Source organism: Acinetobacter sp. YH01003 (genome assembly GCF_013420525.1).
Classification (GTDB): domain Bacteria; phylum Pseudomonadota; class Gammaproteobacteria; order Pseudomonadales; family Moraxellaceae; genus Acinetobacter; species Acinetobacter towneri.
In genome coordinates, this window is the sequence record NZ_VOXY01000004.1 from 80,565 (window position 1) to 104,641 (window position 24,077).

The 24,077-nt window shown below is 43.3% G+C and carries 24 protein-coding genes; 21 read left to right on the top strand and 3 right to left on the bottom strand.

Annotation, left to right across the window (positions count from 1 at the left end):
* Positions 1-50: 50 nt before the first annotated feature.
* Both prpF and FTT70_RS05830 read left to right on the top strand, forming a co-directional pair.
* Entirely contained in the window at positions 51-1,241 is a 1,191-nt protein-coding gene (prpF, locus tag FTT70_RS05825; RefSeq protein WP_131261531.1) for a 2-methylaconitate cis-trans isomerase PrpF, read from the top strand.
* Positions 1,242-1,664: 423 nt separating this feature from the next.
* Entirely contained in the window at positions 1,665-2,600 is a 936-nt protein-coding gene (locus tag FTT70_RS05830) for a polyprenyl synthetase family protein (protein WP_178866902.1), read from the top strand.
* A 124-nt stretch (positions 2,601-2,724) separates the two neighbouring features.
* On the opposite strand, the gene FTT70_RS05835 is transcribed toward FTT70_RS05830, so the two are convergent.
* Positions 2,725-3,081 carry a hypothetical protein gene (locus FTT70_RS05835; protein WP_096901797.1) on the bottom strand — a complete coding sequence of 119 codons (357 nt, stop codon included), beginning with the start codon at positions 3,079-3,081 and terminating at the stop codon, positions 2,725-2,727.
* A gap of 440 nt (positions 3,082-3,521) precedes the next feature.
* On the opposite strand from FTT70_RS05835, the gene ndhC reads away from it, so the two are divergent.
* The 16 genes from ndhC (at position 3,522) to FTT70_RS05915 (ending at position 20,397) form a co-directional block, all read left to right on the top strand.
* The gene (gene ndhC, locus FTT70_RS05840) at positions 3,522-4,067 is read left to right on the top strand and encodes an NADH-quinone oxidoreductase subunit A (RefSeq protein ID WP_004975445.1); all 546 of its coding nucleotides are present in this window, start codon (positions 3,522-3,524) and stop codon (positions 4,065-4,067) included.
* A gap of 6 nt (positions 4,068-4,073) precedes the next feature.
* Complete coding sequence (locus tag FTT70_RS05845) at positions 4,074-4,751, top strand: NADH-quinone oxidoreductase subunit B family protein (RefSeq protein WP_004975447.1); 678 nt, start codon at positions 4,074-4,076, stop codon at positions 4,749-4,751.
* 85 nt (positions 4,752-4,836) lie between these two features.
* Positions 4,837-6,624, top strand: a complete 1,788-nt coding sequence (gene nuoC, locus FTT70_RS05850) for an NADH-quinone oxidoreductase subunit C/D (protein ID WP_004975450.1) — start codon at positions 4,837-4,839, stop codon at positions 6,622-6,624.
* 14 nt (positions 6,625-6,638) lie between these two features.
* Positions 6,639-7,148, top strand: a complete 510-nt coding sequence (nuoE, locus tag FTT70_RS05855) for an NADH-quinone oxidoreductase subunit NuoE (RefSeq protein WP_004975451.1) — start codon at positions 6,639-6,641, stop codon at positions 7,146-7,148.
* A complete protein-coding gene (nuoF, locus tag FTT70_RS05860) occupies positions 7,145-8,482 on the top strand; it encodes an NADH-quinone oxidoreductase subunit NuoF (RefSeq protein ID WP_004975453.1) in 1,338 nt (445 codons plus the stop codon). Before nuoE ends, nuoF begins: the two co-directional genes overlap by 4 nt.
* An 11-nt stretch (positions 8,483-8,493) precedes the next feature.
* A complete protein-coding gene (gene nuoG / locus FTT70_RS05865; RefSeq protein ID WP_180168399.1) occupies positions 8,494-11,178 on the top strand; it encodes an NADH-quinone oxidoreductase subunit NuoG in 2,685 nt (894 codons plus the stop codon).
* Between the two features lie 3 nt (positions 11,179-11,181).
* Entirely contained in the window at positions 11,182-12,201 is a 1,020-nt protein-coding gene (nuoH, locus tag FTT70_RS05870) for an NADH-quinone oxidoreductase subunit NuoH (RefSeq protein ID WP_004975457.1), read from the top strand.
* Between the two features lie 18 nt (positions 12,202-12,219).
* The gene (gene nuoI, locus FTT70_RS05875; RefSeq protein ID WP_004975460.1) at positions 12,220-12,762 is read left to right on the top strand and encodes an NADH-quinone oxidoreductase subunit NuoI; all 543 of its coding nucleotides are present in this window, start codon (positions 12,220-12,222) and stop codon (positions 12,760-12,762) included.
* Entirely contained in the window at positions 12,762-13,280 is a 519-nt protein-coding gene (gene nuoJ, locus FTT70_RS05880) for an NADH-quinone oxidoreductase subunit J (RefSeq protein WP_171062597.1), read from the top strand. Before nuoI ends, nuoJ begins: the two co-directional genes overlap by 1 nt.
* Positions 13,280-13,588 (top strand): NADH-quinone oxidoreductase subunit NuoK, encoded by a 309-nt coding sequence (gene nuoK / locus FTT70_RS05885; protein ID WP_004975463.1) that lies wholly within the window; start codon positions 13,280-13,282, stop codon positions 13,586-13,588. The genes nuoJ and nuoK overlap by 1 nt, the downstream gene beginning before the upstream one ends.
* Positions 13,585-15,480, top strand: coding sequence for an NADH-quinone oxidoreductase subunit L (gene nuoL, locus FTT70_RS05890; RefSeq protein ID WP_180168400.1), 1,896 nt, complete (start codon positions 13,585-13,587; stop codon positions 15,478-15,480). The genes nuoK and nuoL overlap by 4 nt, the downstream gene beginning before the upstream one ends.
* A gap of 1 nt (position 15,481) precedes the next feature.
* The gene (gene nuoM, locus FTT70_RS05895) at positions 15,482-17,095 is read left to right on the top strand and encodes an NADH-quinone oxidoreductase subunit M (RefSeq protein WP_004975471.1); all 1,614 of its coding nucleotides are present in this window, start codon (positions 15,482-15,484) and stop codon (positions 17,093-17,095) included.
* Between the two features lie 3 nt (positions 17,096-17,098).
* The gene (gene nuoN, locus FTT70_RS05900) at positions 17,099-18,592 is read left to right on the top strand and encodes an NADH-quinone oxidoreductase subunit NuoN (RefSeq protein ID WP_179989664.1); all 1,494 of its coding nucleotides are present in this window, start codon (positions 17,099-17,101) and stop codon (positions 18,590-18,592) included.
* 126 nt (positions 18,593-18,718) lie between these two features.
* Positions 18,719-19,354 (top strand): uracil phosphoribosyltransferase, encoded by a 636-nt coding sequence (gene upp / locus FTT70_RS05905; protein ID WP_004975475.1) that lies wholly within the window; start codon positions 18,719-18,721, stop codon positions 19,352-19,354.
* Positions 19,355-19,435: 81 nt separating this feature from the next.
* Positions 19,436-19,729: a cold-shock protein gene (locus FTT70_RS05910; protein WP_004975478.1), complete on the top strand. Its 294-nt coding sequence runs from the start codon at positions 19,436-19,438 to the stop codon at positions 19,727-19,729.
* Positions 19,730-19,815: 86 nt separating this feature from the next.
* On the top strand, positions 19,816-20,397 hold the full coding sequence (locus tag FTT70_RS05915; RefSeq protein WP_096901807.1) for a cold shock domain-containing protein: 582 nt from the start codon (positions 19,816-19,818) through the stop codon (positions 20,395-20,397).
* Positions 20,398-20,431: 34 nt separating this feature from the next.
* Here the strand turns inward: FTT70_RS05915 and gigC are convergent, their stop codons facing one another.
* Positions 20,432-21,313 (bottom strand): LysR family transcriptional regulator GigC, encoded by an 882-nt coding sequence (gigC, locus tag FTT70_RS05920; RefSeq protein ID WP_004975482.1) that lies wholly within the window; start codon positions 21,311-21,313, stop codon positions 20,432-20,434.
* Between the two features lie 85 nt (positions 21,314-21,398).
* Between gigC and FTT70_RS05925 the strand changes: the two genes are divergently transcribed.
* Both FTT70_RS05925 and FTT70_RS05930 read left to right on the top strand, forming a co-directional pair.
* On the top strand, positions 21,399-22,160 hold the full coding sequence (locus tag FTT70_RS05925; RefSeq protein ID WP_180168401.1) for a ferredoxin--NADP reductase: 762 nt from the start codon (positions 21,399-21,401) through the stop codon (positions 22,158-22,160).
* A complete protein-coding gene (locus FTT70_RS05930; RefSeq protein WP_218952770.1) occupies positions 22,138-22,725 on the top strand; it encodes a hypothetical protein in 588 nt (195 codons plus the stop codon). Before FTT70_RS05925 ends, FTT70_RS05930 begins: the two co-directional genes overlap by 23 nt.
* A gap of 238 nt (positions 22,726-22,963) precedes the next feature.
* On the opposite strand, the gene FTT70_RS05935 is transcribed toward FTT70_RS05930, so the two are convergent.
* Positions 22,964-23,386 carry a hypothetical protein gene (locus FTT70_RS05935; RefSeq protein WP_180168402.1) on the bottom strand — a complete coding sequence of 141 codons (423 nt, stop codon included), beginning with the start codon at positions 23,384-23,386 and terminating at the stop codon, positions 22,964-22,966.
* A 200-nt stretch (positions 23,387-23,586) separates the two neighbouring features.
* Between FTT70_RS05935 and FTT70_RS05940 the strand changes: the two genes are divergently transcribed.
* Positions 23,587-23,865 (top strand): hypothetical protein, encoded by a 279-nt coding sequence (locus FTT70_RS05940; protein WP_004975487.1) that lies wholly within the window; start codon positions 23,587-23,589, stop codon positions 23,863-23,865.
* Positions 23,866-24,077 lie beyond the last annotated feature (212 nt).

The window sequence follows — 24,077 nt, forward strand, 5'->3', positions numbered from 1 at the left end:
AGGGTCTTTTTATATGGCCATAACAATCAAAAAACAAGGGAATAAAATTCATGCGTTTTGCACCACAAGTTAAAATTCCAGCGACTTATATGCGCGGCGGTACCAGTAAAGGCGTATTTTTTAAACTTGATGATTTACCTGCAGCGGCACAGCAGCCAGGCAAAATTAGAGATCAAATTTTATTACGTGTGATTGGCAGTCCAGACCCTTATGCCAAACAAATTGATGGAATGGGCGGTGCAAGCTCAAGTACCAGTAAAACCGTAATTTTAGCCAAAAGCACTCAACCCGATCACGATGTCGATTATTTGTTTGGGCAAGTTTCGATTGATCAGCCATTTGTCGATTGGAGTGGCAACTGCGGTAACTTAACAGCTGCAGTCGGTGCATTTGCGATCAGCAATGGCTTGGTCGATGCCAGTAAAATTCCAGAAAATGGCATTTGTACTGTACGTATTTGGCAGAAAAATATTGAAAAAACCATTATTGCGCATGTTCCAATGACGCATGGTCAGGTGCAGGAAACGGGTGACTTTGAGTTGGATGGCGTGACTTTTCCTGCCGCAGAAGTACAAATTGAATTCTTAGACCCTGCCGATGATGGCGAAGAAGGTGGGGCAATGTTCCCCACTGGAAATGTGGTGGATACTTTGCATGTGCCAGATATTGGAACATTCCAAGCAACCTTTATTAATGCGGGTATTCCCACAATTTTCCTAAATGCAGAAGAAATTGGTTATACAGGCACAGAACTGCAAGATGCAATCAATGGTGATGCACAAGCTTTGGCACGTTTTGAAACCATTCGCGCTTATGGTGCTAAACAAATGGGTTTGATTCAGGAAATTGCTGAAGCTGAAAAACGCCAACATACGCCAAAAATTGCCTTTGTTTCTGCGCCAAAAAGTTATGTATCTTCAAGTGGTAAACAAATTCAGGCTGAAGATACTGATTTATTGGTACGTGCATTGTCGATGGGTAAATTACACCATGCCATGATGGGTACAGCAGCAGTCGCGATTGGTACAGCTGCAGCCATTCCGGGAACATTGGTCAACTTGGCTGCGGGCGGGGGTGAGCGTGAAGCTGTACGTTTTGGACATCCATCAGGTACGCTTCGTGTGGGTGCGCAAGCCGTGCAGGAAAATGGACAATGGCAAGTCAAAAAAGCTGTGATGAGCCGTAGTGCACGTGTATTAATGGAAGGTTGGGTGCGTGTACCTGCGGAAACATTAGAATAAGTTTTGCTTCGAACAGATTTGGGGTTTGTTGACATTTCATAAATGGCTTGCGCTGTAGGCTAAAACTGAGCAGATCAGGCATGAAACGCAGGGAATAGTGGGTCTATTGCCAAGTTTCATAACGCAATCTGAGAAAGTTTTAGCCACAGCCTTTCAGGACAAGCATATTTTTTGCTGCTATTGCGTTATGTGCCAGTCATTTAGAATGACTAAATTTCCTGTCCCATGCCTTATATCAGCTAAAAAATATGCGTTGTCGCAAACATAGATGAAGTGTCAACAGACCCTAATTAACTACATATAGCCTCTATCTCGATAGGGGCTTTCTTATGGCTGAAATGTTATATCAGTTCAGTTAAGGCTTAAAAAACTTTGAATTACAGGTACAATGCTGCAACACAGGCAGCTTACTGCTTATTAGACATGAACCAACCACTCGAGGCGAATGTGTCATCACTTCACGATTTACAGGCGCATGCATTAACCGCAGCCCAACAACGTATTCAGCAAGACTTGCTTACCGCTTTAGAGGCTTTTGCATTGCCAGAACCGTTAAAGTCTGCCGTGCATCATGCCGTCATGTTGGGTGGAAAACGTGTTCGCCCTGCCTTGTGTTATGCCACCGCAGCATTAAGACCGAATCAAAACTCTGCTGCGGTACGCCGTGCTGCAGTTGCGATTGAGCTGATTCATTGCTATTCATTGGCACATGATGACTTGCCGTGTATGGACAATGACTTGTTGCGTCGTGGGCAACCGACGTGCCATGCAGCGTATGGTGAAGATACAGCATTGTTGGCAGGCGACATTTTACAGTCGATGGCATTTGAAATTTTAGGCAGTCGTTTGTTTGATCAGGCTGTTGCAGTAGATCAAGGCATTGTGCTCAAACAGATGCAAATTTTAGCCACCGCTTCTTCAAAAATGGTCTGTGGTCAGGTTTTAGACTTGCAGTCTGAAGGTAAACAGGTAGATCAGGCGACTTTGGAAAATATCCACCGTAATAAAACAGGGGCGTTAATTTCTGCAGCGGTGATGATGGCAGCTGTGACCGTGTTTGATGGACGAGATAAAGCGATTCCGCAATTGCGTGAATATGCGCAGGCAATTGGTTTAGCCTTTCAGGTACAAGACGATATTTTAGATATTATTTCGGATACTGAAGTGTTAGGTAAAACTGCGGGGAAAGATGAACAAGTTGAAAAGTCGACCTATCCTGCACTCATGGGCTTGGAAAAAGCACAAGCTTATGCACAAGAATTGCACGATCAAGCCTTTGCTGCGTTGGCATATTTTAAAACTGATACCGTCTTAGAGTTACAGCAAATTTCCGAGTTTTTATTGTCACGTAAAAGCTAAATTATTCTAGATGGAGGGCTTGTGGCTCTCAATACTCAAAAGCGAGCAGATGCTCGCTTTTTTGTGCTTTATGAAAGTGTTGGCTGTTTTAAGCAACACACTTTAATGCAGATTCTATACGGCTTTATTCTTGTAGCGTTGCATCAGGTGGTAAAATTGCTTTGCCTTGTTTTAAGCTGTCTAAAGCCTCGCGGTTAAAATCTACCAATAAAGAATTGTTTTGTGGATCAATCGCATAACGGCTAATTAATTTTTGATCGCCTTGTAAGGTTTCAAGGCGGTATTCATCTGCAATATTCATAATGCCGTCTAAATTAATGGTGGCAGATGCTTTGTCTTGGCGAAATAATTCGTAAATATCACGCAGGTCAAAAATTGCATTTTGTGCGTCAGGATGTTTTTCAAAATAATTTTGCAAATGACGAATAAATAATTGCGCAAACATAAAGTAATTTGGTTTGTGGGTATAGTCTAAGCTCATGTGTTTACTCCTTATTATTCAAATTTTTAATGCTTACTAGGAATAGCACACTCTGAGTGAAAAATTAAAGAAACTCAGGGCTTAAGTTGCAAAAACTACACAAACTTTTGTACGGCTTAAACTAAGCTGAAACCTGAAGTTGCGATGATCTCTCTATAAATTTAAAAACTTTGCAACGAACCGCTCAATTGGTGTTTTGGAAAAAATAATCACAACTGACTTATCTATTTGTTAAAGCGATTAAGAGCCCTACGGAGTAGTGGAATTCTAAAATATCAAGTATTTGAATAAAAAATCATCCGAAAGACTAAGACTTATGAACTAGCAAGTGAAATCATAAATCAGGTACAATTGGCGTGATTAATTTTGTGTTTGGTGTATTTGAAGGCCAATACATACATTCTTTGTTAATAAATAGGCCTGCCAGGAGTTATCCCCGCATGAGTGCCATTACTCCATACGAATGGGCAATTATTGCCTTCGTGATCGGCGTTACATTTTTATGCGTCTTTATGCTGACCGTTCCTTTACTCCTTGGGGGTAAATCATGGGGGCGTGCGAAGCAAGAGCAGTTTGAGTCGGGTGTTGTAGGTGCTGGTGGAGCACGTATCCGCTTATCTGCAAAGTTCTATTTGGTTGCAATTTTCTTCGTTGTTTTCGACTTAGAAGCACTTTATCTATACGCATGGGCAGCTTCTGTTCGTGAAGTAGGTTGGGTGGGCTTTGCAACGGCTGCTGTATTTATTTTAGTTTTACTCGTTGGCTTAATTTATGAATTATCAACTGGTGCGCTGAACTGGGCTCCATCTGATAAGCGTAAAGCAGCAGGGATTAAACCTAAAATTGGTTCGCCAAATATGGATCTTGCAGAAATCACACGCTTTAACTCAATTGAAGAATTGGTAACGGACCCTACCGGTCAAATTCCAGCTCAATCCTCTGGTCGTGTAAAAAAATCTGCGACTACCTCATCTGACAAGGAGTAACTCGGGATGAAATATACCTTAACCCGTGCGAATCCCGATGCTGATCAATATCCACTTCAAGAGCGTCAGATCGTAACCGATCCGCTTGAAGAAGAAGTGAATAAAAATGTGTTCATGACTCGTTTAGAGGACTTGGCACATACAGCAGTAAACTGGGGACGTAAGAACTCAGTTTGGCCGTTTAACTTTGGTACATCGTGCTGCTACGTAGAGTATGCAACTACCTTAACAGGTGTGCATGACTTGTCACGTTTTGGTGCAGAAGTTATTCGTGCTTCACCGCGTCAGGCAGACTTGATGATTGTTGCAGGTACGTGTTTTGTGAAAATGGCACCTGTAATTCAACGTTTGTACGAGCAAATGCTTGAGCCTAAGTGGGTAATCTCAATGGGCGCATGTGCAAACTCAGGTGGTATGTACGACATTTATTCAGTTGTGCAAGGTGTGGATAAAATCATTCCTGTGGATGTGTACATTCCGGGTTGCCCACCACGTCCTGAAGCATTAATCCAAGCATTGATGTTATTACAAGACCAAATTCAATTAGAGCGTCGTCCGTTGTCTGCGGTGATTGGTGATGATCTTAAGCCAGTATATAAGCCGAAGATGATGCCAGAACGTGACCGTAAGAATGCGCAGCGTATTGCGGTGAAAAACTTACGCTCTATGGATGAAATTAAATAATTTAAACGTACAAATATTGATGCACCCGACGGGTGTAGTTGTCGTTTAGGTTGACTGAATTTGTATTAAATAGGAAGCCAAGCCAATGGCTGAAACTGACATTGCTATGCCAGAATCAACTGCAGTTGATTCACGCCCAGCATTTGCAATTGTAGAAGAGCTCAAAACCAAATTTGGTGAGAACTTCTACGTGCAAACGACTTTTGAAGATTTTCCAACAGTCTGGGTTGAGCGCGCACGTGTACAAGAAGTTTTAATGTTCTTGCGTACAGTGTCACGTCCATACGTGATGTTGTTCGACTTGTCTGCGGTAGATGAGCGTTTGCGTACTCACCGCGATGGTCTACCTGCGTCTGACTTTACTGTGTTCTATCACTTGTTATCGCTTGAGCGTAACACGGACATTCGTATTAAAGTTGCGTTGAATGAGAGTGATCTCAACATTCCAACAGCAACCAACATTTGGCCAAATGCCAACTGGTACGAGCGTGAAGCTTACGATATGTTTGGTATCAACTTCGAAGGGCATCCAATGCTTCGTCGTATCTTGTTGCCAACATATTGGGAAGGTCATCCGTTACGCAAAGAGTATTCTGCACGTGCAACGGAATATACACCGTATATGCAGAACCAAGCCAAACAAGACTTCGAGCAAGAACACCTTCGCTTTGTGCCTGAAGATTGGGGCTTAAAGCGCGGTAATAAAGACGAAGACTTCATGTTCCTGAACTTGGGTCCTAACCACCCATCTGCGCACGGTGCGTTCCGTGTAATTTTGCAGTTGGATGGTGAAGAAGTGAAAGACTGTGTGCCAGATATCGGCTATCACCACCGTGGTGTGGAAAAGATGGCTGAGCGTCAAACTTGGCATTCATTCATTCCTTATACAGACCGTGTGGACTACTTGGGGGGTTGTGCGCAAAACATGCCGTATGTCATGGGTGTGGAACAACTGGCAGGCATTACTGTGCCAGACCGCGCACAATGTATCCGTGTCATGATGTCGGAATTGTTCCGTATCAATAACCACTTATTGTTCATTGGTACTGCAATTCAGGATGCGGGCGGTATGACCCCTGTATTCTATATGTTCGCAGACCGTCAAAAAATCTACGATGCGATTGAAGCTATTACGGGTTACCGTATGCATCCAGCATGGTTCCGTATCGGTGGTACCGCACACGACTTACCAAACAATTGGCAACACCTGATTCGTGAAATCTTAGAGTGGATGCCAAAACGTATGAACGAATACTACACTGCGGCATTACGCAACTCGGTATTCATGGGTCGTACGCAAGGCGTAGCGCAGTATGATGCGAAATCTGCCTTGGCTTGGGGTGTGACAGGTACTGGTTTACGTGCAACAGGTATCGACTTTGACGTGCGTAAATACCGTCCATACAGTGGTTATGAAAACTATGACTTCGAAGTACCTGTAGAGTACGAAGGCGATGCTTACGCACGTGTACTGGTTCACTTCCGTGAAATCGAAGAGTCATTGAAAATCATCAAACAATGTCTAGATAACATGCCATCTGGTCCATATAAAGCAGACCATCCATTGGCTGTTCCACCACCAAAAGACAAGACATTACAAGATATTGAAACCCTGATTACGCACTTCTTAAGCGTGTCTTGGGGTCCTGTAATGCCTGCTGGTGAAGCATCTGTAATGGCAGAAGTGGTGAAAGGTGCATCGAACTACTACTTGACTTCAGATAAGTCAACGATGAGTTACCGTACCCGTATTCGTACACCAACTTTCACGCATTTACAGCAAATGCCTTCTGTGATTAACGGCAGTCTGGTATCTGACTTAATCATTTATTTAGCGACCATTGACGTCGTAATGGCAGACGTGGATCGCTAAGGGGTAAACGCATTATGATGATTTTGACTGATAAAAAGCCACGTGTGAATGTTGAAGGGATTTTGACTGCGGAAGAAATCCATGAAATTGAACATCACATTGGTCATTATCCGTACCCACGTGCAGCATCTTTAGATGCCTTGAAGTGTGTACAGCGCCGTAATGGCTGGGTAGATGATGCGCAGTTAAATGCGATTGCACAGCTTCTAACCATCAGCGTTGCTGATTTAGAAGGTGTTGCAACATTCTATAACCGTATTTATCGCCAGCCTGTAGGTCGTCACGTGATTTTATTGTGTGACTCGATTGCATGCTTCCTGATGGGTGCAGAAACACTTGCAGAAGCATTCCAGCGTGAATTAGGCATTCAGTTTGGTCAAACGACTGCAGATGGTCGTTTCACGTTATTGCCAATTTGCTGTTTAGGAAATTGCGATAAGGGCCCAACCTTGATGATTGATGAAGATACTCACGGTTTAGTTGAGGTGACATCGGTGCAACAGTTATTGGAGAAGTATGTATGAATACCGAACCAAGACCAATTTATGGTGACGGTAACCCAGAAACGCATCCATTAACTTGGCGTTTAAGCAAGCAAGAGCACGTGCGTAATGCAGATGATTACGAAGCACTAGAAGGTTATGCAGGCTTTAAGAAAGCGATTTCTATGCCGCCTAAAGATGTGCTTGAAGTCATTAAAGCTGCGACAGTGAAAGGTCGTGGTGGTGCAGGCTTCCCAGCAGGGATCAAATGGTCACTGATGGCGCCAAACGACAATTCAGGTCCACGTTACCTGATTTGTAATGCCGATGAGATGGAACCGGGTACTTTCAAAGACCGTTTGTTGATGGAAAAACTTCCACACCAACTGATTGAAGGTATGCTGATTGCTGCGTACACGCTTGAAGCAACCCACGGCTATATCTTTATTCGTGGCGAATACATCGAAGCTGCACAGTACTTAAATGAAGCGATTGAGCAAATTCGTGCCAAAGGGTATTTGGGCGAAAACATTTTAGGTACTAACTGGGGCTTTGAACTATACGTGCACACGGGCGCAGGTCGTTATATCTGTGGTGAAGAAACCGCATTGATTAACTCGCTTGAAGGTCGTCGTGCTAACCCACGTACTAAACCACCATTCCCGCAAGTTGCAGGGGCATGGGGTCGTCCAACGATTGTCAACAACGTAGAAACCTATAACAACTTACCTGCAATCATGTTGCGTGGTGCAGAGTGGTATATCGGTTTATCTGCAGGTAAATCGAAAGACCCTGGCACAAAAATTTACGGTGCTTCTGGTAAGGTGAAATTCCCAGGTCTATGGGAGCTTCCATTTGGTACGACTGCACGTGAAGTAATTGAAGACTATGCGGGTGGCATGCGTGATGGCTTGAAGCTAAAAGCATGGTTACCGGGTGGTGCATCTACCGACTTCTTGGCAGCAGAACACATTGACTTGCCTATGGATGCAGAAAGCATCATGAAGGCAGGTTCACGTTTAGGCACGTGTTTGCTTATGGTGGTCGATGAAACCCAATGTATGGTTTCTGCAACCCGTAACTTAGAAGAATTCTTTGCGCGCGAATCATGTGGTTTCTGTACCCCATGTCGTGATGGTTTACCGTGGGCTGTAAAAGCACTCAAAGCAATTGAAAATGGCGAAGGGAAAGAAGAAGACATTCAACATCTTCAAGAACTCACCAAAAAATTGTGGATTGGTAAGACCTTCTGTGCTCACGCACCAGGTGCGATGGAGCCATTAATGGGCGCACTCAAATATTTCCGTGGCGAGTTTGAAGCAAAAGTGGCAAATAGCCGTCCTGCTGCTCAAGCTAGCAACGTAGAACAAGCTTAAGGAATTCGACTATGGCTACAATTCATGTCGATGGAAAATCGTACGAAGTCAATGGCTCGGAAAACTTGCTGCAAGCATGTTTGAGCCTTGGGATCGACATTCCGTACTTTTGTTGGCATCCATCCTTAGGTTCTGTCGGTTCTTGCCGTCAATGTGCCGTGACCCAATATGCGAACCCTGAAGATACTCGTGGTCGCTTGGTGATGTCATGTATGACACCTGCTGCTGACAATACCTATATCTCGATTGAAGACAAGGAAGCAACTGAGTTCCGTGCTTCAATTGTAGAGTTCTTGATGACCAACCACCCACACGACTGTCCAGTCTGTGAAGAAGGTGGTCACTGTCATTTACAAGATATGACTGTAATGACACAGCACGATCGTCGTCGTTACCGCTTTACTAAACGTACTCACTATAACCAAGAGCTTGGTTCGTTCATCGCGCATGAAATGAACCGTTGTATCGCGTGTTATCGTTGCGTGCGTTACTACAAAGACTATGCAGGCGGTACAGACTTTGGTGTCTATGCCAACGCATCACGTGTTTACTTTGGTCGTCCTGAATCGGGTACTTTGGAATCTGAATTCTCAGGTAACTTGACTGAAGTCTGTCCAACAGGTGTATTCACCGACAAAACTCACTCTGCGCGTTATAACCGTAAGTGGGACATGCAGTATGCGCCTAGCGTATGCCAAGGCTGTTCTTCAGGTTGTAACATCTCTCCGGGTGAGCGTTATGGCGAATTGCGTCGTGTAGAAAACCGCTTTAACGGTGAAGTCAACCAATACTTCCTATGCGATAAAGGTCGATTCGGTACAGGTTATGTGAACCGTGAAGATCGTCCACGTCAGCCTCAGTTCCGTAACGGTGCGAGCGTAGAAACCGTTTCTGTAGATGCTGCACTTGATACAATTATTGCCAAAGTTCAAGGCAAAAAAGTTTTGGGTATTGGTTCACCGCGTGCATCGCTTGAATCAAACTTTGCTTTGCGTGAGTTGGTGGGTCAAGACAACTACTCAACAGGTTTATCGCAAAAAGAGCAAAACTTGGTTGAACTTGCAGCTTCAATCATGCAAACCGAAGGGATTTACAACCCGGGTATGCGTGAAATTGAAGACTACGATGCTGTGTTAATTTTGGGTGAAGATTTAACTCAAACTGCACCACGTATGGCGTTGTCTGTTCGTCAAGCGGCGAAAAACAAAGCCAAAGAAATGGCGGCAGAGCGTCGTACGCCAGACTGGTTGGCTGAACCTGTGCAACGTATTGCGCAAGATGCAAAATCACCAATTTACATTTTGGCTGCAACGCAAACTCGTTTAGCTGATGTCGCAACAGGTGAAGTGGTTGCTTCTCCAAATGATATCGCACGTTTAGGTTTTGCCATTGCTGCTGCGGTTGCAGGTGACGTGATCACAGGTTTAGATGACGATGCGAAAGCATTTGCACAAACCATTGCTGACACGTTAAAAGCTGCGAAAAAACCATTGGTGATTTCAGGTACAAGCTTACTAGACGCTGCCATTATGGAAGCGGCTGCACAAGTGGCACAAAACTTGGGTGAAAACGCAGGTTTAAGCTTAACTGTGCCAGAAGTGAACTCAATGGGCTTGGCTATTTTTGGTGGTCAAAGCTTAGAGCAAGCATTTGCGCAAGATTACGATGCTGTGATTGTGGTTGAAAATGACTTATATCGTCGTTTACCTGCAGTACAAGTCGATGCAGCTTTAGCGAAAGCACAAGATGTCATCGTGCTAGATCATGCTGAAACCTCAACTGTGCAAAAAGCCAATATCGTACTTTCTGCAGCAAGCTTCGCGGAAGGTGATGGTACGGTGGTGAGTCAGGAAGGTCGTGCACAACGCTTCTTCCAAGTTTATGACCCAAGCTACTACAAACCTGAATTGGCGATTAAAGAATCTTGGCGCTGGTTACACGCACTTGAAACAGGCTTAAAAGGCAAAGCAATTGCTTGGACTGTTTTAGATGACGTGATTGAATCTGTAGTGAAGAATGTTCCAGCACTTGAAGCAATTCAAGATGTTGCACCAGATGCAGGTTTCCGTGTACATGGCTTAAAAGTTGCGCGTGAACCACGTCGTTACTCAGGTCGTACCGCTATGCGTGCACCGTTATCCATTCACGAACCAAAACAACCTGTCGATGTAGATTCAGCATTAACATTCTCTATGGAAGGTTATGTGGGTAATCAAACGCCAGCGGCACTTGTACCATTTGCTTGGTCTGCAGGTTGGAACTCGCCACAAGCTTGGAACAAATTCCAAGACAACGTGGGTGGTCACTTAAAAGGTGGTGACGCAGGTATTCGTTTATTCGACCGTTTGGCGAAACGTCCTGCACGTAGCTATGTTGCACCTGCACCAGTACTTGCAAATCCAGACAGCTTCCGTTTAATTCCAATGCATCACATTTTTGCATCGGGGGAATTTACGGTGAAAACTCCTGCAATGGAATCACGTATTCCTGAAGCAGTATTTGCTGTAGGTACGCAGGATGCGCAGCGTTTGAATCTACAAGATGGTCAAACAATTACTGTACAAGCAGGCGAAACATCTATCGTGTTGCCAGTGCAAGTGATTGAATATTTACCTACAGGTTATATTGGCTACCCAATTGGTCTTGCACCAACGGTATCTCTTGCAGAGCCTGTTTCAGTCGCGGTAGGAGTGTAATTCATGCAACAAGAATTAATCCGTCAGACGCCGCTGTGGGCTGAGAACTGGCCAATTGCCTATTCAGTCATTCAAGCGATTGTCATCTTACTGGTTGTGGTATTGATTGCTGCACTCATGTCTTTTATTGAGCGTCGTTTACTGGGCTTATGGCAAGACCGTTATGGTCCGAACCGTGTAGGTCCAGGCGGTATGTTCCAGATTGTTGCCGACATGCTGAAAATCATGTTCAAAGAAGACTGGACACCAAAATTTGCCGACAAACTTACGTTCCGTATGGCACCAGCAGTTGCAATGGCAACTGCGGTACTGTCGTTCATGGTTATTCCTGTATCACCTTATTTAGGTGTGGCAGACATGAGCATTGGTCTGTTGTTCTTTATGGCAATGGCAGGTATCGCAGTGTATGCGGTGTTATTCGGTGGTTGGTCATCAAATAACAAATACGCCTTGCTTGGTGGTTTACGTTCAGCCGCGCAAACCATTTCTTATGAAGTGTTCTTGGGTATTTCACTCATGGGTGTGGTTGCAATTGCAGGCTCATTCAACATGCGTGAAATTGTTGAAGCGCAACGTGATGTTTGGTTTGTGATTCCACAATTCTTAGGTTTCTTGATTTTCGTGGTTGCAGGTGTTGCGGTAACTCACCGTCACCCATTTGACCAACCAGAAGCAGAACAAGAATTGGCTGAAGGTTATCACGTCGAATATGGCGGTATGAAGTGGGGGATGTTCTTCGTTGCAGAATATGTCAACGTGGTACTGATCTCTGCGCTTATCGTGACTCTATTCTTCGGTGGATGGCTAGCGCCGTTTAACCTTGAAATTCCATTCATTCCAGCAGCTTTCTGGTTCATTATCAAAACAGCATTCTTTGTGATGATGTTTGTCTTGGCTCGTGGTTCTTTAATGCGTCCGCGTTATGACCAAGTGATGAACTTTGGTTGGAAAATTTGCTTGCCATTGGCGCTTGTTAACCTTTTGGTAACTGGTGCTGTGATTCTTATGAATCATTCGGCCTAAGACAGCAGGGAGAACAATATGTTTAAGTTTCTAGCTGGGTTTGGGTCAATTGTACGTTCACTGTGGATGGTTTTCTCGCACGTGACACGTAAACGTGACACCATTTTGTATCCGGAAGTACCAGCCGAAGAAATTGTACCTCCACGCTTCCGTGGTCGTATTGTGTTAACACGCGATCCAGATGGCGAAGAGCGTTGTGTAGCATGTAACCTCTGTGCAGTTGCTTGTCCAGTAGGTTGTATTTCACTGCAAAAAGCAGAACAGGAAGATGGTCGTTGGTACCCAGAGTTTTTCCGTATCAACTTCTCACGCTGTATTTTCTGCGGTATGTGTGAAGAAGCATGCCCAACGACTGCAATTCAGTTAACACCTGACTTCGAGTTAGGTGAATATGTGCGTCAAGACTTGGTGTATGAGAAAGAACACTTACTCATTTCAGGTCCTGGTAAATATCCTGACTACAACTTCTACCGTGTAACGGGTATGGCTGTTACAGGTAAAGACAAAGGTCAAGCGCAACGTGAAAGCGCACCTATTGATGTACGGAGTCTATTACCATGATGTGGCCGTTTTATTTGATGGCACTCGTGGCCATTGTTTCTACGGTTCGTGTAGTGACTAACGCGAACCCAGTACATGCTTTATTAAGCTTGATCGTGTCATTACTTGCTGTTGCAGGCATGTTCATGATCGTGGGTGCACCATTTGCTGGCGCTTTGGAAATCATTGTTTATGCGGGTGCGATCATGGTCTTGTTCGTATTCGTGGTGATGATGCTCAACCTTGGTCAGCAAACTGTTGAGCAAGAGCGTAAATGGTTGACTTCATCAACTTGGGCATACCCAGCTTTGATGAGCTTCCTAATTGGTTTGGTTTTAGTGTGGTCATTAAGCTCAGACTACACTGCACCAAGCGCGCTTATGGGCACCGAAATGGTGGGTCCAAAAGCAGTGGGTCAAGCACTCTTTACTCAGTACTTATTGTTGGTTGAAGTTGCCGCAATGTTATTACTTGCAGCTTTGGTTGCAGGCTTCCACATCGGTAAACGTGAACCAAGTGCAGAAGAGGAAAAAGAATAATGGGCAACATCCCTTTAGAACATGGTTTGATTGTCGCGACCATTCTTTTTGCACTCGGTTTTTACGGTGTGATGGTGCGACGCAACCTACTATTTATTTTAATGGGCCTTGAAATCATGATGAACGCTGCGGCATTGGCGTTTGTCTTGGCTGGTAGTGCATGGGTACAACCAGATGGTCAGATCATGTTTATCCTGATCTTGACACTTGCTGCGGCAGAGGCGTGTATCGGTCTTGCGATCGTCCTTCAGTTCTATCATCGCTTCCATCATTTGGATGTGGATGCTGCTAGTGAGATGCGCGGATGAGTTATTTATATCTAACAGTATTGTTTCCGCTCATTGGTTTTATCCTTTTAGCGGCAGGGCGTAACAACTTACCTGAAAAAGTTGCTGCGATTATTGGCGTAGGTTCAGTGGGTCTGTCTGCATTATTTGCGCTAATTGCAGGCATGGACTTTGTGAACAACGGTTCGGTTGCAACGACTCAACATTTATGGACTTGGTTCAATGTGGGTGGTTTTGCACCTGCGTTTAGCTTGCACTTAGACGGTTTATCTTTGCTCATGCTGGGCATGATTACAGGCGTGGGTTTCTTAATTCACATCTTTGCATCATGGTATATGCGTGGTGAAGAAGACTTTGCACGTTTCTTCTCTTACTTCAACTTGTTCGTTGCGAGCATGTTGTTGTTGGTACTTGGCGATAACTTGGCGTTATTGTTCCTAGGTTGGGAAGGTGTAGGTTTGTGCTCTTACTTGCTGATTGGTTATTACTACCAAAACCCTGCAAACGGTTTTGCAGCAATCAAAGCATTTACCGTAACACGTGTGGGTGACGTTTTCCTACTGATCGCGTTGTTCTTGTTGTATCAACAATTTGGTACGTTGAACACACAATACATCGTAGAAAATGCAGCCAATGTAATGACTCAAAGCTCGTCGATCACCATTTGGACAGCGTTAATGTTGTTCTTGGGTGCTGCGGGTAAATCTGCACAAATTCCGTTGCAAACTTGGTTAGCCGATGCGATGGCAGGTCCTACACCTGTATCTGCATTAATCCACGCTGCAACCATGGTAACTGCGGGTGTTTACTTATGCTGCCGTATGTTCAGCGTATTTGAACTTGCACCTGAAGTGATGTTATTCATTTCAATTACAGGTGCTGTGACCTTGCTAGTTGCTGGTTTTGCAGCATTGGTTCAAACCGACATCAAACGTATTTTGGCTTACTCAACTATGAGTCAGCTGGGTTATATGTTTATGGCAGTTGGTGCAGAAGCATACCAAGCGGGTCTATTCCACATGTTAACTCACGCATTCTTCAAGGCATTATTATTCTTGTCTTCTGGTGCGGTGATTTTGGCTTACCATCACGAACAAAACATTTTCAAAATGGGTGGCTTGTTCTACAAGAACAAATTCCTGTTTGCATGTTTCGCGATTGGTGGCGGTGCATTGGCAGCGATTCCATTCTTGACCATTGGTTTCTTCTCAAAAGACGCTATTTTGGCAGCAGTTTGGACGCAAAGTCATATCGCAGGTATTCCGCTATATAACACCTTATATTGGGTGGGTGTAGCAGGTGCATTCTTAACGTCAATTTATACATTCCGCTTAATTTGGGTTGTATTCTTTGGTAAAGAAAACACACCGTATCACGCGATCAAAGGCGCAACTTACTGGTTCCCATTGGCAGTGCTTGCAGCACTTTCAACTGGTTTAGCGATTGTATTAAAAGCGCCAGTGATGAGCATTCTTGATGCTGCAAAAATCCCAGCATTTGTGATTCCTGAAGCATTAGAAGCAGGTGCACATGGTGCAGAGTATGTTGCAATTGGCGTGGCTTTGGCTGGTTTAGCTGTAGGCGTGGTGTTATTTGCCTTTGCTTACAACGCTGTAAAAGGTTTCGCGCAAACTTCATTGGGTGCGGGTCTTGCCAATATTTGCCGTAATGCACTTGGTTTCGATGCGTTGTATGACATCGTATTTGTAAAACCATACTTGCTGATTGCCAAACTATTAGGTCGTGATCCAGTGGATGGTATGTGGTTAGTACTGCCTGCACTGGTGAAAGGTGGTCATAGCTTTACAAGTTCACGTCAAACTGGTTCATTACGTGAGTACGCATCGAGTATGGCACTTGGTGTGGTGGTCTTACTAATGATCTTGATCGTGATTCAGGTCGTGGGGAAATAAGATGGATACTCCAAACAATTTAATTCTACCCGCGCTGATCCTTGTTCCGTTCATTGCAGGTTTTATTTGCTGGTTGGTCGATAAACTCGACGATAAATTACCGCGTTACATTGCTTTAGTGGGCATGCTCGTTACTTTGGGCTTAACTGTCGCATTGTGGCAAGGTGCTAGCTATAACTATGAATTAGGCGCTCAAGTTCCAACTTGGTCGGCTGAATTTATGCTGCCTTGGATTCAAACCCTAGGCATCAACATTCACTTAGCGGTGGATGGCTTATCTTTACTCATGGTGGGTTTAACTGCATTACTGGGTATTTTAGCGGTAGGCTGTTCATTTGGTGAGATTCAAAAGAACGTCGGTTTCTTCCACCTTAACCTTTTATGGTCTTTGGGTGGGGTAATTGGCGTATTCCTTGCGATTGACTTGTTCCTGTTCTTCTTCTTCTGGGAGATGATGCTTGTACCAATCTACTTCCTGATTGCGTTATGGGGTCATAAAGGTTCAAATGGTCGTTCACGTGTTTACGCTGCAACCAAATTCTTTATCTACACGCAAGTTGCTGGTTTAATCATGTTGATTGGTATCTTAGGTCTAGTGATCTATGGATACATGATGTCAGGTACTATTTCATTCAACTACAACTATTTATTGGCTGTAGCGAATACACTTGACGCACAATTACCAGCAGTCGCTTATGCCTTCATGATCTGTTTATTCATCGGTTTTGCGGTAAAACTTCCAGTTTTCCCATTACACGGTTGGTTACCAGATGCACACGCACAAGCGCCTACAGCGGGTTCTGTCGACCTTGCAGGTATTTTGATTAAAACTGCGGCATACGGTTTATTACGTTTCGTGATTCCATTCTTCCCAGCGGCTTCTGCTCAGTTTGCAGACATCGCCATTATTTTGGGTTTAATTGGTGTGTTCTACGGCGCGTGGTGTGCTTTCCAGCAAACCGATATGAAGCGTTTACTTGCCTATACCTCAATTTCGCACATGGGCTTCGTATTACTTGCAATTTATGCAGGTAATATCCTGACTTACCAAGGCTTAATGATCATGATGTTGGCACATGGCTTGTCATCTGCTGCATTGTTCATTATGTGTGGTCAAATTTACGAGCGCGTACATACACGTGACATGCGTTTAATGGGCGGTATTCGTGGTCAATTCCAATACCTTTCATTCTTCCTCATGTTCTTTGTGGCTGCGTTAGTCGGTATTCCTGGTTTAGGTAACTTTATTGGTGAATTCCTGATTTTGATGGGTTCATTTGAACAGTTCCCAGCCTTCACAATTATTGCGGCAATCAGCTTAGTTTTTGCAGGTGTTTACGGTTTAATCCTGATTCACAAAGCTTTGTTTGGTGTACCAAATGAAGAGCAAAAACAGCACTATGCAAATCCGTTAAAAGATTTAAATGCACGTGAAGTTGTGATTCTTTCAATTTGTGCGCTGGGTCTAGTATGGCTTGGTCTGTATCCACAAACCTTCCTTGATATTTCAAATTCAAGTATGGCGTGGTTAGCAAATAGCTACATCCCAGTTCAAGAAGTAGTTGAAGTTACGCAAGAAGTAACAGCTCAACTCGAAAATGTGGAGATCCAATAAGCCATGAACTTCACAATGTCATTTTCTGAGCTTATGCCTTTAGCTCCTGTGATGATCGTGGCTTTAACTGCGATTATCGTGATGATCCTTACTGCAATTAAGCGTAACCATAACTTAATTGCTACAGCATCAGTGGTGGGCTTGAACCTCGCTGCGGCTTACCTTTTACTCATGATGTTTGGTGGGAACTTTGCTCCTGCCAGCGTGATGGGCATGTTTATGATTGATCCGTTCACCTTGTTATATCAACTGGTGATTCTGATCGCAGCATTGGCATGTTCTACTTTGTCTCATGCTTATATTGAGACCTATAAAGACAACCGCGAAGAACTTTACATCTTGATGTTATGTTCTGTAGCGGGTGCTATGTTGATGGTATCAAGTTCGCACTATGCATCGTTCTTCATTAGCCTTGAGTTAATGTCAATTCCTGTTTATGGCTTATTGGCATATACCCACCAGCGTTCTAAATCTTTAGAAGCGGGTGTGAAGTACTTAGTATTGTCTGCAACTGCATCAGCAATGTTGCTTATGGGTATGGCGTACATTTATGCGTACACAGGTTCATTGTCGTTCTATGACTCTGTTCAAGCATTAATGCAAAACATCCAGCAACCTTTGGTAATTTTAGGTTTAGGCTTAATTGTCTTTGCTGTGGCATTTAAACTGTCTTTGGCGCCATTCCACAAATGGACACCAGACGTTTATGACGGTGCGCCTGCACCAATCGCAACCTTCCTTGCGACTGCAGCGAAAGTAGCAACCATTGGTTTGTTCGTGCGTTACATTTTGGGTTCAGGGGCAATCCTGATCGACTCGATTGTAACTATCATGACCATTATTGCCGTGCTTTCAATTTTGGTGGGTAACTTCCTTGCTGTACGTCAAGTGAACTTGAAACGTATTTTGGCTTACTCATCAATTGCACACTTTGGTTATTTGTTGATTGGTTTGATCAGCATGACTTATGCAAGCTTGGGTAATGTCAGCGTTTATGTGATTACCTATGTCTTGACGACTATTGGCGCGTTTGGTGCAGTGGCATTAATGTCTAGCCCATACAACAACGTAGCAGAAGCTGAAAGTTTGGCTGACTACCGTGGTTTGTTCTGGCGTCGTCCAGTATTGACTGCTGTATTAACCGTGATGATGCTTTCTCTTGCAGGTATTCCATTAACTGCAGGCTTCATTGGTAAGTTCTTGGTGGTGATGGCTGCGGTAACGACTCAGCACTGGTTCTTAGCTGCGATGATCATCGTGGGTTCAGGTATTGGTTTGTACTACTACTTGCGCGTTATGGTGGTGATGTATATGACACCGCCAGACGAACCAAAAATGGATGCTGTCGATCATTGGGGTCAAAAAGTGGGCGGTATTATGGTATTGGCTGCAGCTTTAGCGGTATTGGTGATTGGTGTTTATCCAGACCCAATTATCAAAATTGCACTTGAAGCTGAAATTTTGTCACCAATCCATTTCATGCTGTCACAGCAATAATTTGAAAGAAGTTTAACTTTCAGTCAAAAAGCCTTCATAAATTGAGGGCTTTTTGGTTTATATACACAATAAAAACAGCATATAATAAAAGGATATTTGCTTTTCTTTCCTTTTAGGTGTTCTCCCGTGGCTATTCATGAAATCCGACATCCGCTTATTCGTCATAAATTAGGGCTATTACGTCGTGCTGATATCAGCACCAAAAACTTCCGTGAATTGGCACAAGAAGTCACCATGTTGCTGACTTATGAAGCGACCAAAGATTTGCCTATGGTCGAGCACGAAATTGCGGGTTGGAATGGTGCAGTCACTGTAGACCGTATTGCGGGTAAAAAAATTACGGTTGTGCCTATTTTACGTGCAGGTATTGGCATGTTAGATGGTTTCTTAAACTTGATTCCAAGTGCCAAAGTGTCTGTACTTGGCTTGGAACGTGATGAAGAAACTTTAGAAGCGCGTACGTACTACAAAAAATTAGTACCAGATGTACAAAACCGTATTGCGATGATTATTGACCCTATGCTTGCCACAGGTTCATCTTTAGTGGCAGCGATTGATTTGCTCAAAGCCAGTGGTTGTAAAGACATTCGTGTGATGGTTTTGGTTGCAGCGCCAGAAGGCATTCAACGTGTAGAAGCCGCGCATCCAGATGTGGTGATCTTTACTGCATCGGTAGATGAAGGTTTAAACCAAGATGGTTATATTGTGCCTGGCTTGGGTGATGCAGGCGATAAAATTTTTGGTTCAGTGCAAAAAGATTAAGCCGAATGTCGGTGAAAAAGAGGCATTAACTGCCTCTTTTTTATATACTCATATAAAGTGCAGCTCGTAAAAGGTTAAGCCATGAAATCTGAACAATATCAAGGGAAAATCAAACAATATAATGCCGAAAAAGGCTATGGATTTATTGCCGCACCTGAAGGTGAAGTGTTTTTCCATATCTCGGATTTTCCTGCGGCTGAAGGCGAGCCAAAGCGCAATGATCGGGTTAAATTTAATGTGGTTCAAAATGGTGATCGTTATAAAGCCATTAATATTGAACCTGTAGAAGATAAATCCAAAAAAGCGAAAAAGGCCAAAGCGGTTGCTGCAAATACCTCGATTACGTCTGCATTGTTATCAAACTTAAAGCGTTAGTTTTAAATGTTTTCATGCACAGAAAAGAGGCATTCTCGCCTCTTTTTTTGTACAATAATCAAAAATTAACGTGAAAAGAGTAATTTATGTTTTTAGAAGGGAAAATAAAAACTTATAACGAAGAACGAGGCTTTGGTTTTATTCAAATAGAAGGAGAGCCTAAAGATTTATTTTTTCATATTAAAGATTTTCCCAATAAAAATATTCCACTAAAAGTGGGAGAAAATCTAAAATTTCGTAAAGTAGAAGAAAATGGCAAGTTCAAAGCAGATAATATTGTCCGTCTAGATATTAAGGTTGCAGTCGAAAGGCATACACCTCAATCAAGGGCAATTCATACGACAAAGCAGAATCATAAAAGACAGCAGAAGTCTGAAAATAACTCATCCAATTTTGTTACTTATATTGGTATATTGATTATATTCGGCTTGGCTTATGCAGTATTTAATAAGTACCAAGCTTGGCAAAATAGTCAGCCTGAAGCTTTATCAGTACAAAAAGTAGTAGAAGTTCCTGTTGTTGAACAGAACTTTACTTGTGATGGGCGTGAGCACTGTAGTCAAATGACGTCTTACGAAGAAGCATTATTCTTTATACGAAATTGTCCAAATACTAAAATGGACGGTGATGGTGACGGCATACCGTGTGAGAGTCAGTTTAATCGCTAAAAAAAGAGTACCATCATCGGTACTCTTTTATAAACTATTTCGCGTCGCAAAACTTCATAAATGCCTTTAAGCCAGGCCCTTGGTATTTCTGACGATGCACCAACATGAATAACGGGCGCGTCAGTTGCCAGAAAGGTGTATCCAAAATTACCAATTGACCTTTTTCTAGTAAAGGTTCAATCGCCAATCGTGAAATACACGACATACCAATTCCACCTGCGACAATTTTTAAAATCGCTTCGTTATGACCCAAAGTTAAACGAATATTGGCATCAGGCAGGTCTTTTAAAATTGCATTGTCAAACACTTCACGGGTACCTGAACCTTCTTCACGTAAAATCCACTCGGCGTCTTCAAAATCTGCGATACTTAAAGCACGGTTTAACTGCGCTAAAGGATGACTTGGTGCACAGCACACTGCAAGCTCATCATCACGCCAATGAATACATTGGAGTTGTGGCAAGTGACAAGAGCCTTCTATCAGGGCTAAATCTAGCTGAAACTGATTTACAGCTTCAATCATTTGGCGGGTATTGCCCACTTGTAATTGTAAATGCGCCTGTGGCTGAATTTGCAAAAAGTCTGCCATTAAATCAGGCATCAAATAGTCACTGATGGTGAGGGTTGCACCTAAACGCAAATCGATGCTTTGTAGTTCGCCTTTAGCAGCTTGCTCAAATGCTTCACAACGCCCCAAAATTTCTAAGGCTTGTGGCAATAAAAAACGACCTAAATCGTTCAGCTGTAGGCGCTTACCCAAACGGTCAAACAGTGGAGCACCCAAGCCATCTTCCAAATCTGCTAAGGCCATGCTTGCAGCACTTTGGGTGAGTTTAACGGCATCACTGGCTTTGGTTACTGTCCCTTCTTGGGCAACTGCTACAAAAACCGCCAACTGGCGTAAAGTCATGCGCATGAATCAAGCCTTAACATTTAAAAAATATTCATAAATTACCCCGACATGCTAACATGAGCACAGTCTTTCATGCCACGCTCAAATCATGTCAATTGAAAAATTTACTTTAGAAAAAGTGCTTTCGGTTCATCGTTGGACCAACACCTTGTTTAGCTTCACCATGACCCGTCCTGCGCATTTTAAATTTACCGCAGGACAGTTTGCACGTATCGGGTTAAAAGTGGGCGATGAATTGGTGGTACGTGCTTATTCGGTGGTGTCATCACCCTTTGATGAAACATTGGAGTTTTTCTCAATTGTCGTGCCAGATGGTGCGTTTACTTCTAACTTGCAGCACCTTCAAGTGGGCGATGAGCTGTACTTGGAAAAAATTCCGTATGGTTTTTTGACTTTGGCGCGTTATCAATTGCCTGCGCCACACGATTTATGGTTACTGGCCACAGGTACAGGTCTTGCACCGTTTTTATCCATGCTGCAAGATTTTGAAACATGGACAAAATATCAACATATTTATTTGGTTTATAGCGTGCGTACCGAAGCTGAATTGGCTTATGTCGATAAAATTCACGAGATTGCCGAAACTTTTGGCGAAGGGCATACAGGCTTTAAATTTATCCCAATTATCACTCGCGACCCTCAAGCTGATTTGCATGATCGTTTGCCTGTATTAATTGAAAATGGTGAACTCGAACATGCTGCGGGTAGTGTACTCAACCCTGAAACCAGCCATGTGATGTTATGCGGTAACCCTGCCATGGTGGATGACACCAAAGAAGCCTTAAAAGCGCGTGGTTTAAGCATGAACCGCCGCGGGGAAGGTAATATTGCAGTTGAAAATTATTGGTGAGGATGTGATACAACTATTCAAATATCAACTGTTCAAATATATAGCCAGCGCAGGGCTGATGTTTATAGTCGCACAAACCGTACAGGCTGAAACGGTGGAAACTCAGGTTGCTGTGCAAGATCACGTACTCATTTATGATGGGCCACTTAGCCCTGAAGCCAACGCACGTGCAGCGGAATTACTTAAACAGTCAGATAAAATTGATACCTTAAAAATCAACAGTCGGGGTGGCGAGATCGGCTTAGGTATTGATTTGGGCAATTTGGTCTTTGACCATCAACTTAATGTAGAAGTTGCGCAGTATTGCTTTTCTTCTTGTGCCAATTATGTGTTTCCTGCGGGCAAAGTAAAATATTTAAACTTGCGTAGTCAGTTGGGTTGGCATGGTGGCAGTTTGCAAAAAATGCAATTTGAAAGTGCCGAAATGGAACAAATGTATAATGAATATATTGGCCCAATCCGTGCAAAGGAAACCGCTTTTTTTCAGAAAATTAAAGTTCAGCAAAGCTCAACCATTGCAGGGCAGACTCCTGAATATGAAAAATATCAAGCGCTATACATCTAAGAAAATGCGAAGTTTTGGCATAGATCAGGTGCGTTTTAAGCAGGTTTTGTGGCTGCCTAAATCGAGTTTTGAAAATAAATGTATTTTCACAATTCGCTAAAAATTGGTTGTTGAGGTGATCTTCACCATTCATATAAAAACCTCATCTACAACGCTGCAGATGAGGTTTTTGCTTGGTGCGATTCAATTTTGAAAGCAACTTTTGAACGCAATGCTTGAAAGTGACTCTTCAAAGAAATTAGTGCACAAACATATCCATATATTCGCGGATTTCCTGAATCGCGCTATTGACATCGCTACTTAGCCAAGTCGGTTCAAAAAAACCTGCATAATGCTCTAAGCGCTCTTGAGGAACCACCAAACGCACAGGACATTCTTCTTCAAGTAAGCGCCACGGTAAAATTGGCACTTCATTATCCAGAAATGCAGCAATGTTGCGAATATCAATGATCATGGCATTCACACAATCTGGAAATGGCATGACCGAAAATTCTTCGGTACGACGACGGAAATATTCCAAATCGCCCCATTTGAGCAGATAGCTGGGCTTGCTAAATTCAATAATACCAATGAGATGCCCATCACGGGTATAGTGCAAGGCACATTGATGAGTGACGTCAGTGTCAAGATCAAGCGATACACTTTGTTGACGATACGCCATAAAGTTCAAAGTACACAAAAAACGGTACGTGATTATAGCGCATTTCCCCGTGAGAGGCAGCTTTGTCGATATTGGGCAACATAGGTGGTACTTGAGGTATATTACATCTTTTCACCATCTTGCTATGTATTGTCACACAATAAGCGTGAGGAGCTTGTTAGTATGAAAATTCATCAGATAAATACATAAGTGAGGGGAACATGCCGCATGATTTCAATAAACCACCTCATGTAAACTCAGCTGAAGACATTAAGCGAAAAAAACGTATTCCAGTCTATATGCTTCTACTGGTGGGAATCTTTTTATTGGCATTGCTGATTTACATGATGGCGGATCGCAATCCGAGTCCGAGCGAAGCACCTCCTGGACATCCTAATCCAACCGTACAACAAGCAACGCCAAATAGCACGACAACGGGCACAGCTGGAGATGAAGCACGTGCAGAGGACAGCAATACTGCAACAGCAACAGATCGGTAGTTTAGCCTAAGCGTCAAAAAATCGTATTTACAAATTCAGCCTTGCCTAGATGCAGGGCTTTTTTGTGGATTTTCGCAAGGTTTATTATCCCTCCTTTGTAGAATTGTTGCGATTCTGCATCCCAAGGTTGAATAAAAAATATGCAAATTCTATGGTGGGTAGAGCTTTACTCAATAATTTGAATCGATAAAAAGCAGTTTTGCGCTGTGGTG

Coding starts and splice junctions, on each gene's coding strand:
- FTT70_RS05915 (WP_096901807.1), top strand. CDS start 19,816: ATGTTTTTAGAAGGGAAAATAAAAACTTATAACGAAGAACGAGGCTTT.
- nuoE (WP_004975451.1), top strand. CDS start 6,639: ATGATGATTTTGACTGATAAAAAGCCACGTGTGAATGTTGAAGGGATT.
- nuoL (WP_180168400.1), top strand. CDS start 13,585: ATGAGTTATTTATATCTAACAGTATTGTTTCCGCTCATTGGTTTTATC.
- gigC (WP_004975482.1), bottom strand. CDS start 21,313: ATGCGCATGACTTTACGCCAGTTGGCGGTTTTTGTAGCAGTTGCCCAA.
- FTT70_RS05940 (WP_004975487.1), top strand. CDS start 23,587: ATGCCGCATGATTTCAATAAACCACCTCATGTAAACTCAGCTGAAGAC.
- FTT70_RS05910 (WP_004975478.1), top strand. CDS start 19,436: ATGAAATCTGAACAATATCAAGGGAAAATCAAACAATATAATGCCGAA.
- FTT70_RS05830 (WP_178866902.1), top strand. CDS start 1,665: ATGAACCAACCACTCGAGGCGAATGTGTCATCACTTCACGATTTACAG.
- FTT70_RS05935 (WP_180168402.1), bottom strand. CDS start 23,386: ATGGCGTATCGTCAACAAAGTGTATCGCTTGATCTTGACACTGACGTC.
- ndhC (WP_004975445.1), top strand. CDS start 3,522: ATGAGTGCCATTACTCCATACGAATGGGCAATTATTGCCTTCGTGATC.
- nuoG (WP_180168399.1), top strand. CDS start 8,494: ATGGCTACAATTCATGTCGATGGAAAATCGTACGAAGTCAATGGCTCG.
- FTT70_RS05845 (WP_004975447.1), top strand. CDS start 4,074: ATGAAATATACCTTAACCCGTGCGAATCCCGATGCTGATCAATATCCA.
- nuoK (WP_004975463.1), top strand. CDS start 13,280: ATGGGCAACATCCCTTTAGAACATGGTTTGATTGTCGCGACCATTCTT.
- prpF (WP_131261531.1), top strand. CDS start 51: ATGCGTTTTGCACCACAAGTTAAAATTCCAGCGACTTATATGCGCGGC.
- nuoJ (WP_171062597.1), top strand. CDS start 12,762: ATGTGGCCGTTTTATTTGATGGCACTCGTGGCCATTGTTTCTACGGTT.
- FTT70_RS05925 (WP_180168401.1), top strand. CDS start 21,399: ATGTCAATTGAAAAATTTACTTTAGAAAAAGTGCTTTCGGTTCATCGT.
- FTT70_RS05835 (WP_096901797.1), bottom strand. CDS start 3,081: ATGAGCTTAGACTATACCCACAAACCAAATTACTTTATGTTTGCGCAA.
- nuoI (WP_004975460.1), top strand. CDS start 12,220: ATGTTTAAGTTTCTAGCTGGGTTTGGGTCAATTGTACGTTCACTGTGG.
- nuoC (WP_004975450.1), top strand. CDS start 4,837: ATGGCTGAAACTGACATTGCTATGCCAGAATCAACTGCAGTTGATTCA.
- nuoF (WP_004975453.1), top strand. CDS start 7,145: ATGAATACCGAACCAAGACCAATTTATGGTGACGGTAACCCAGAAACG.
- nuoN (WP_179989664.1), top strand. CDS start 17,099: ATGAACTTCACAATGTCATTTTCTGAGCTTATGCCTTTAGCTCCTGTG.
- nuoM (WP_004975471.1), top strand. CDS start 15,482: ATGGATACTCCAAACAATTTAATTCTACCCGCGCTGATCCTTGTTCCG.
- nuoH (WP_004975457.1), top strand. CDS start 11,182: ATGCAACAAGAATTAATCCGTCAGACGCCGCTGTGGGCTGAGAACTGG.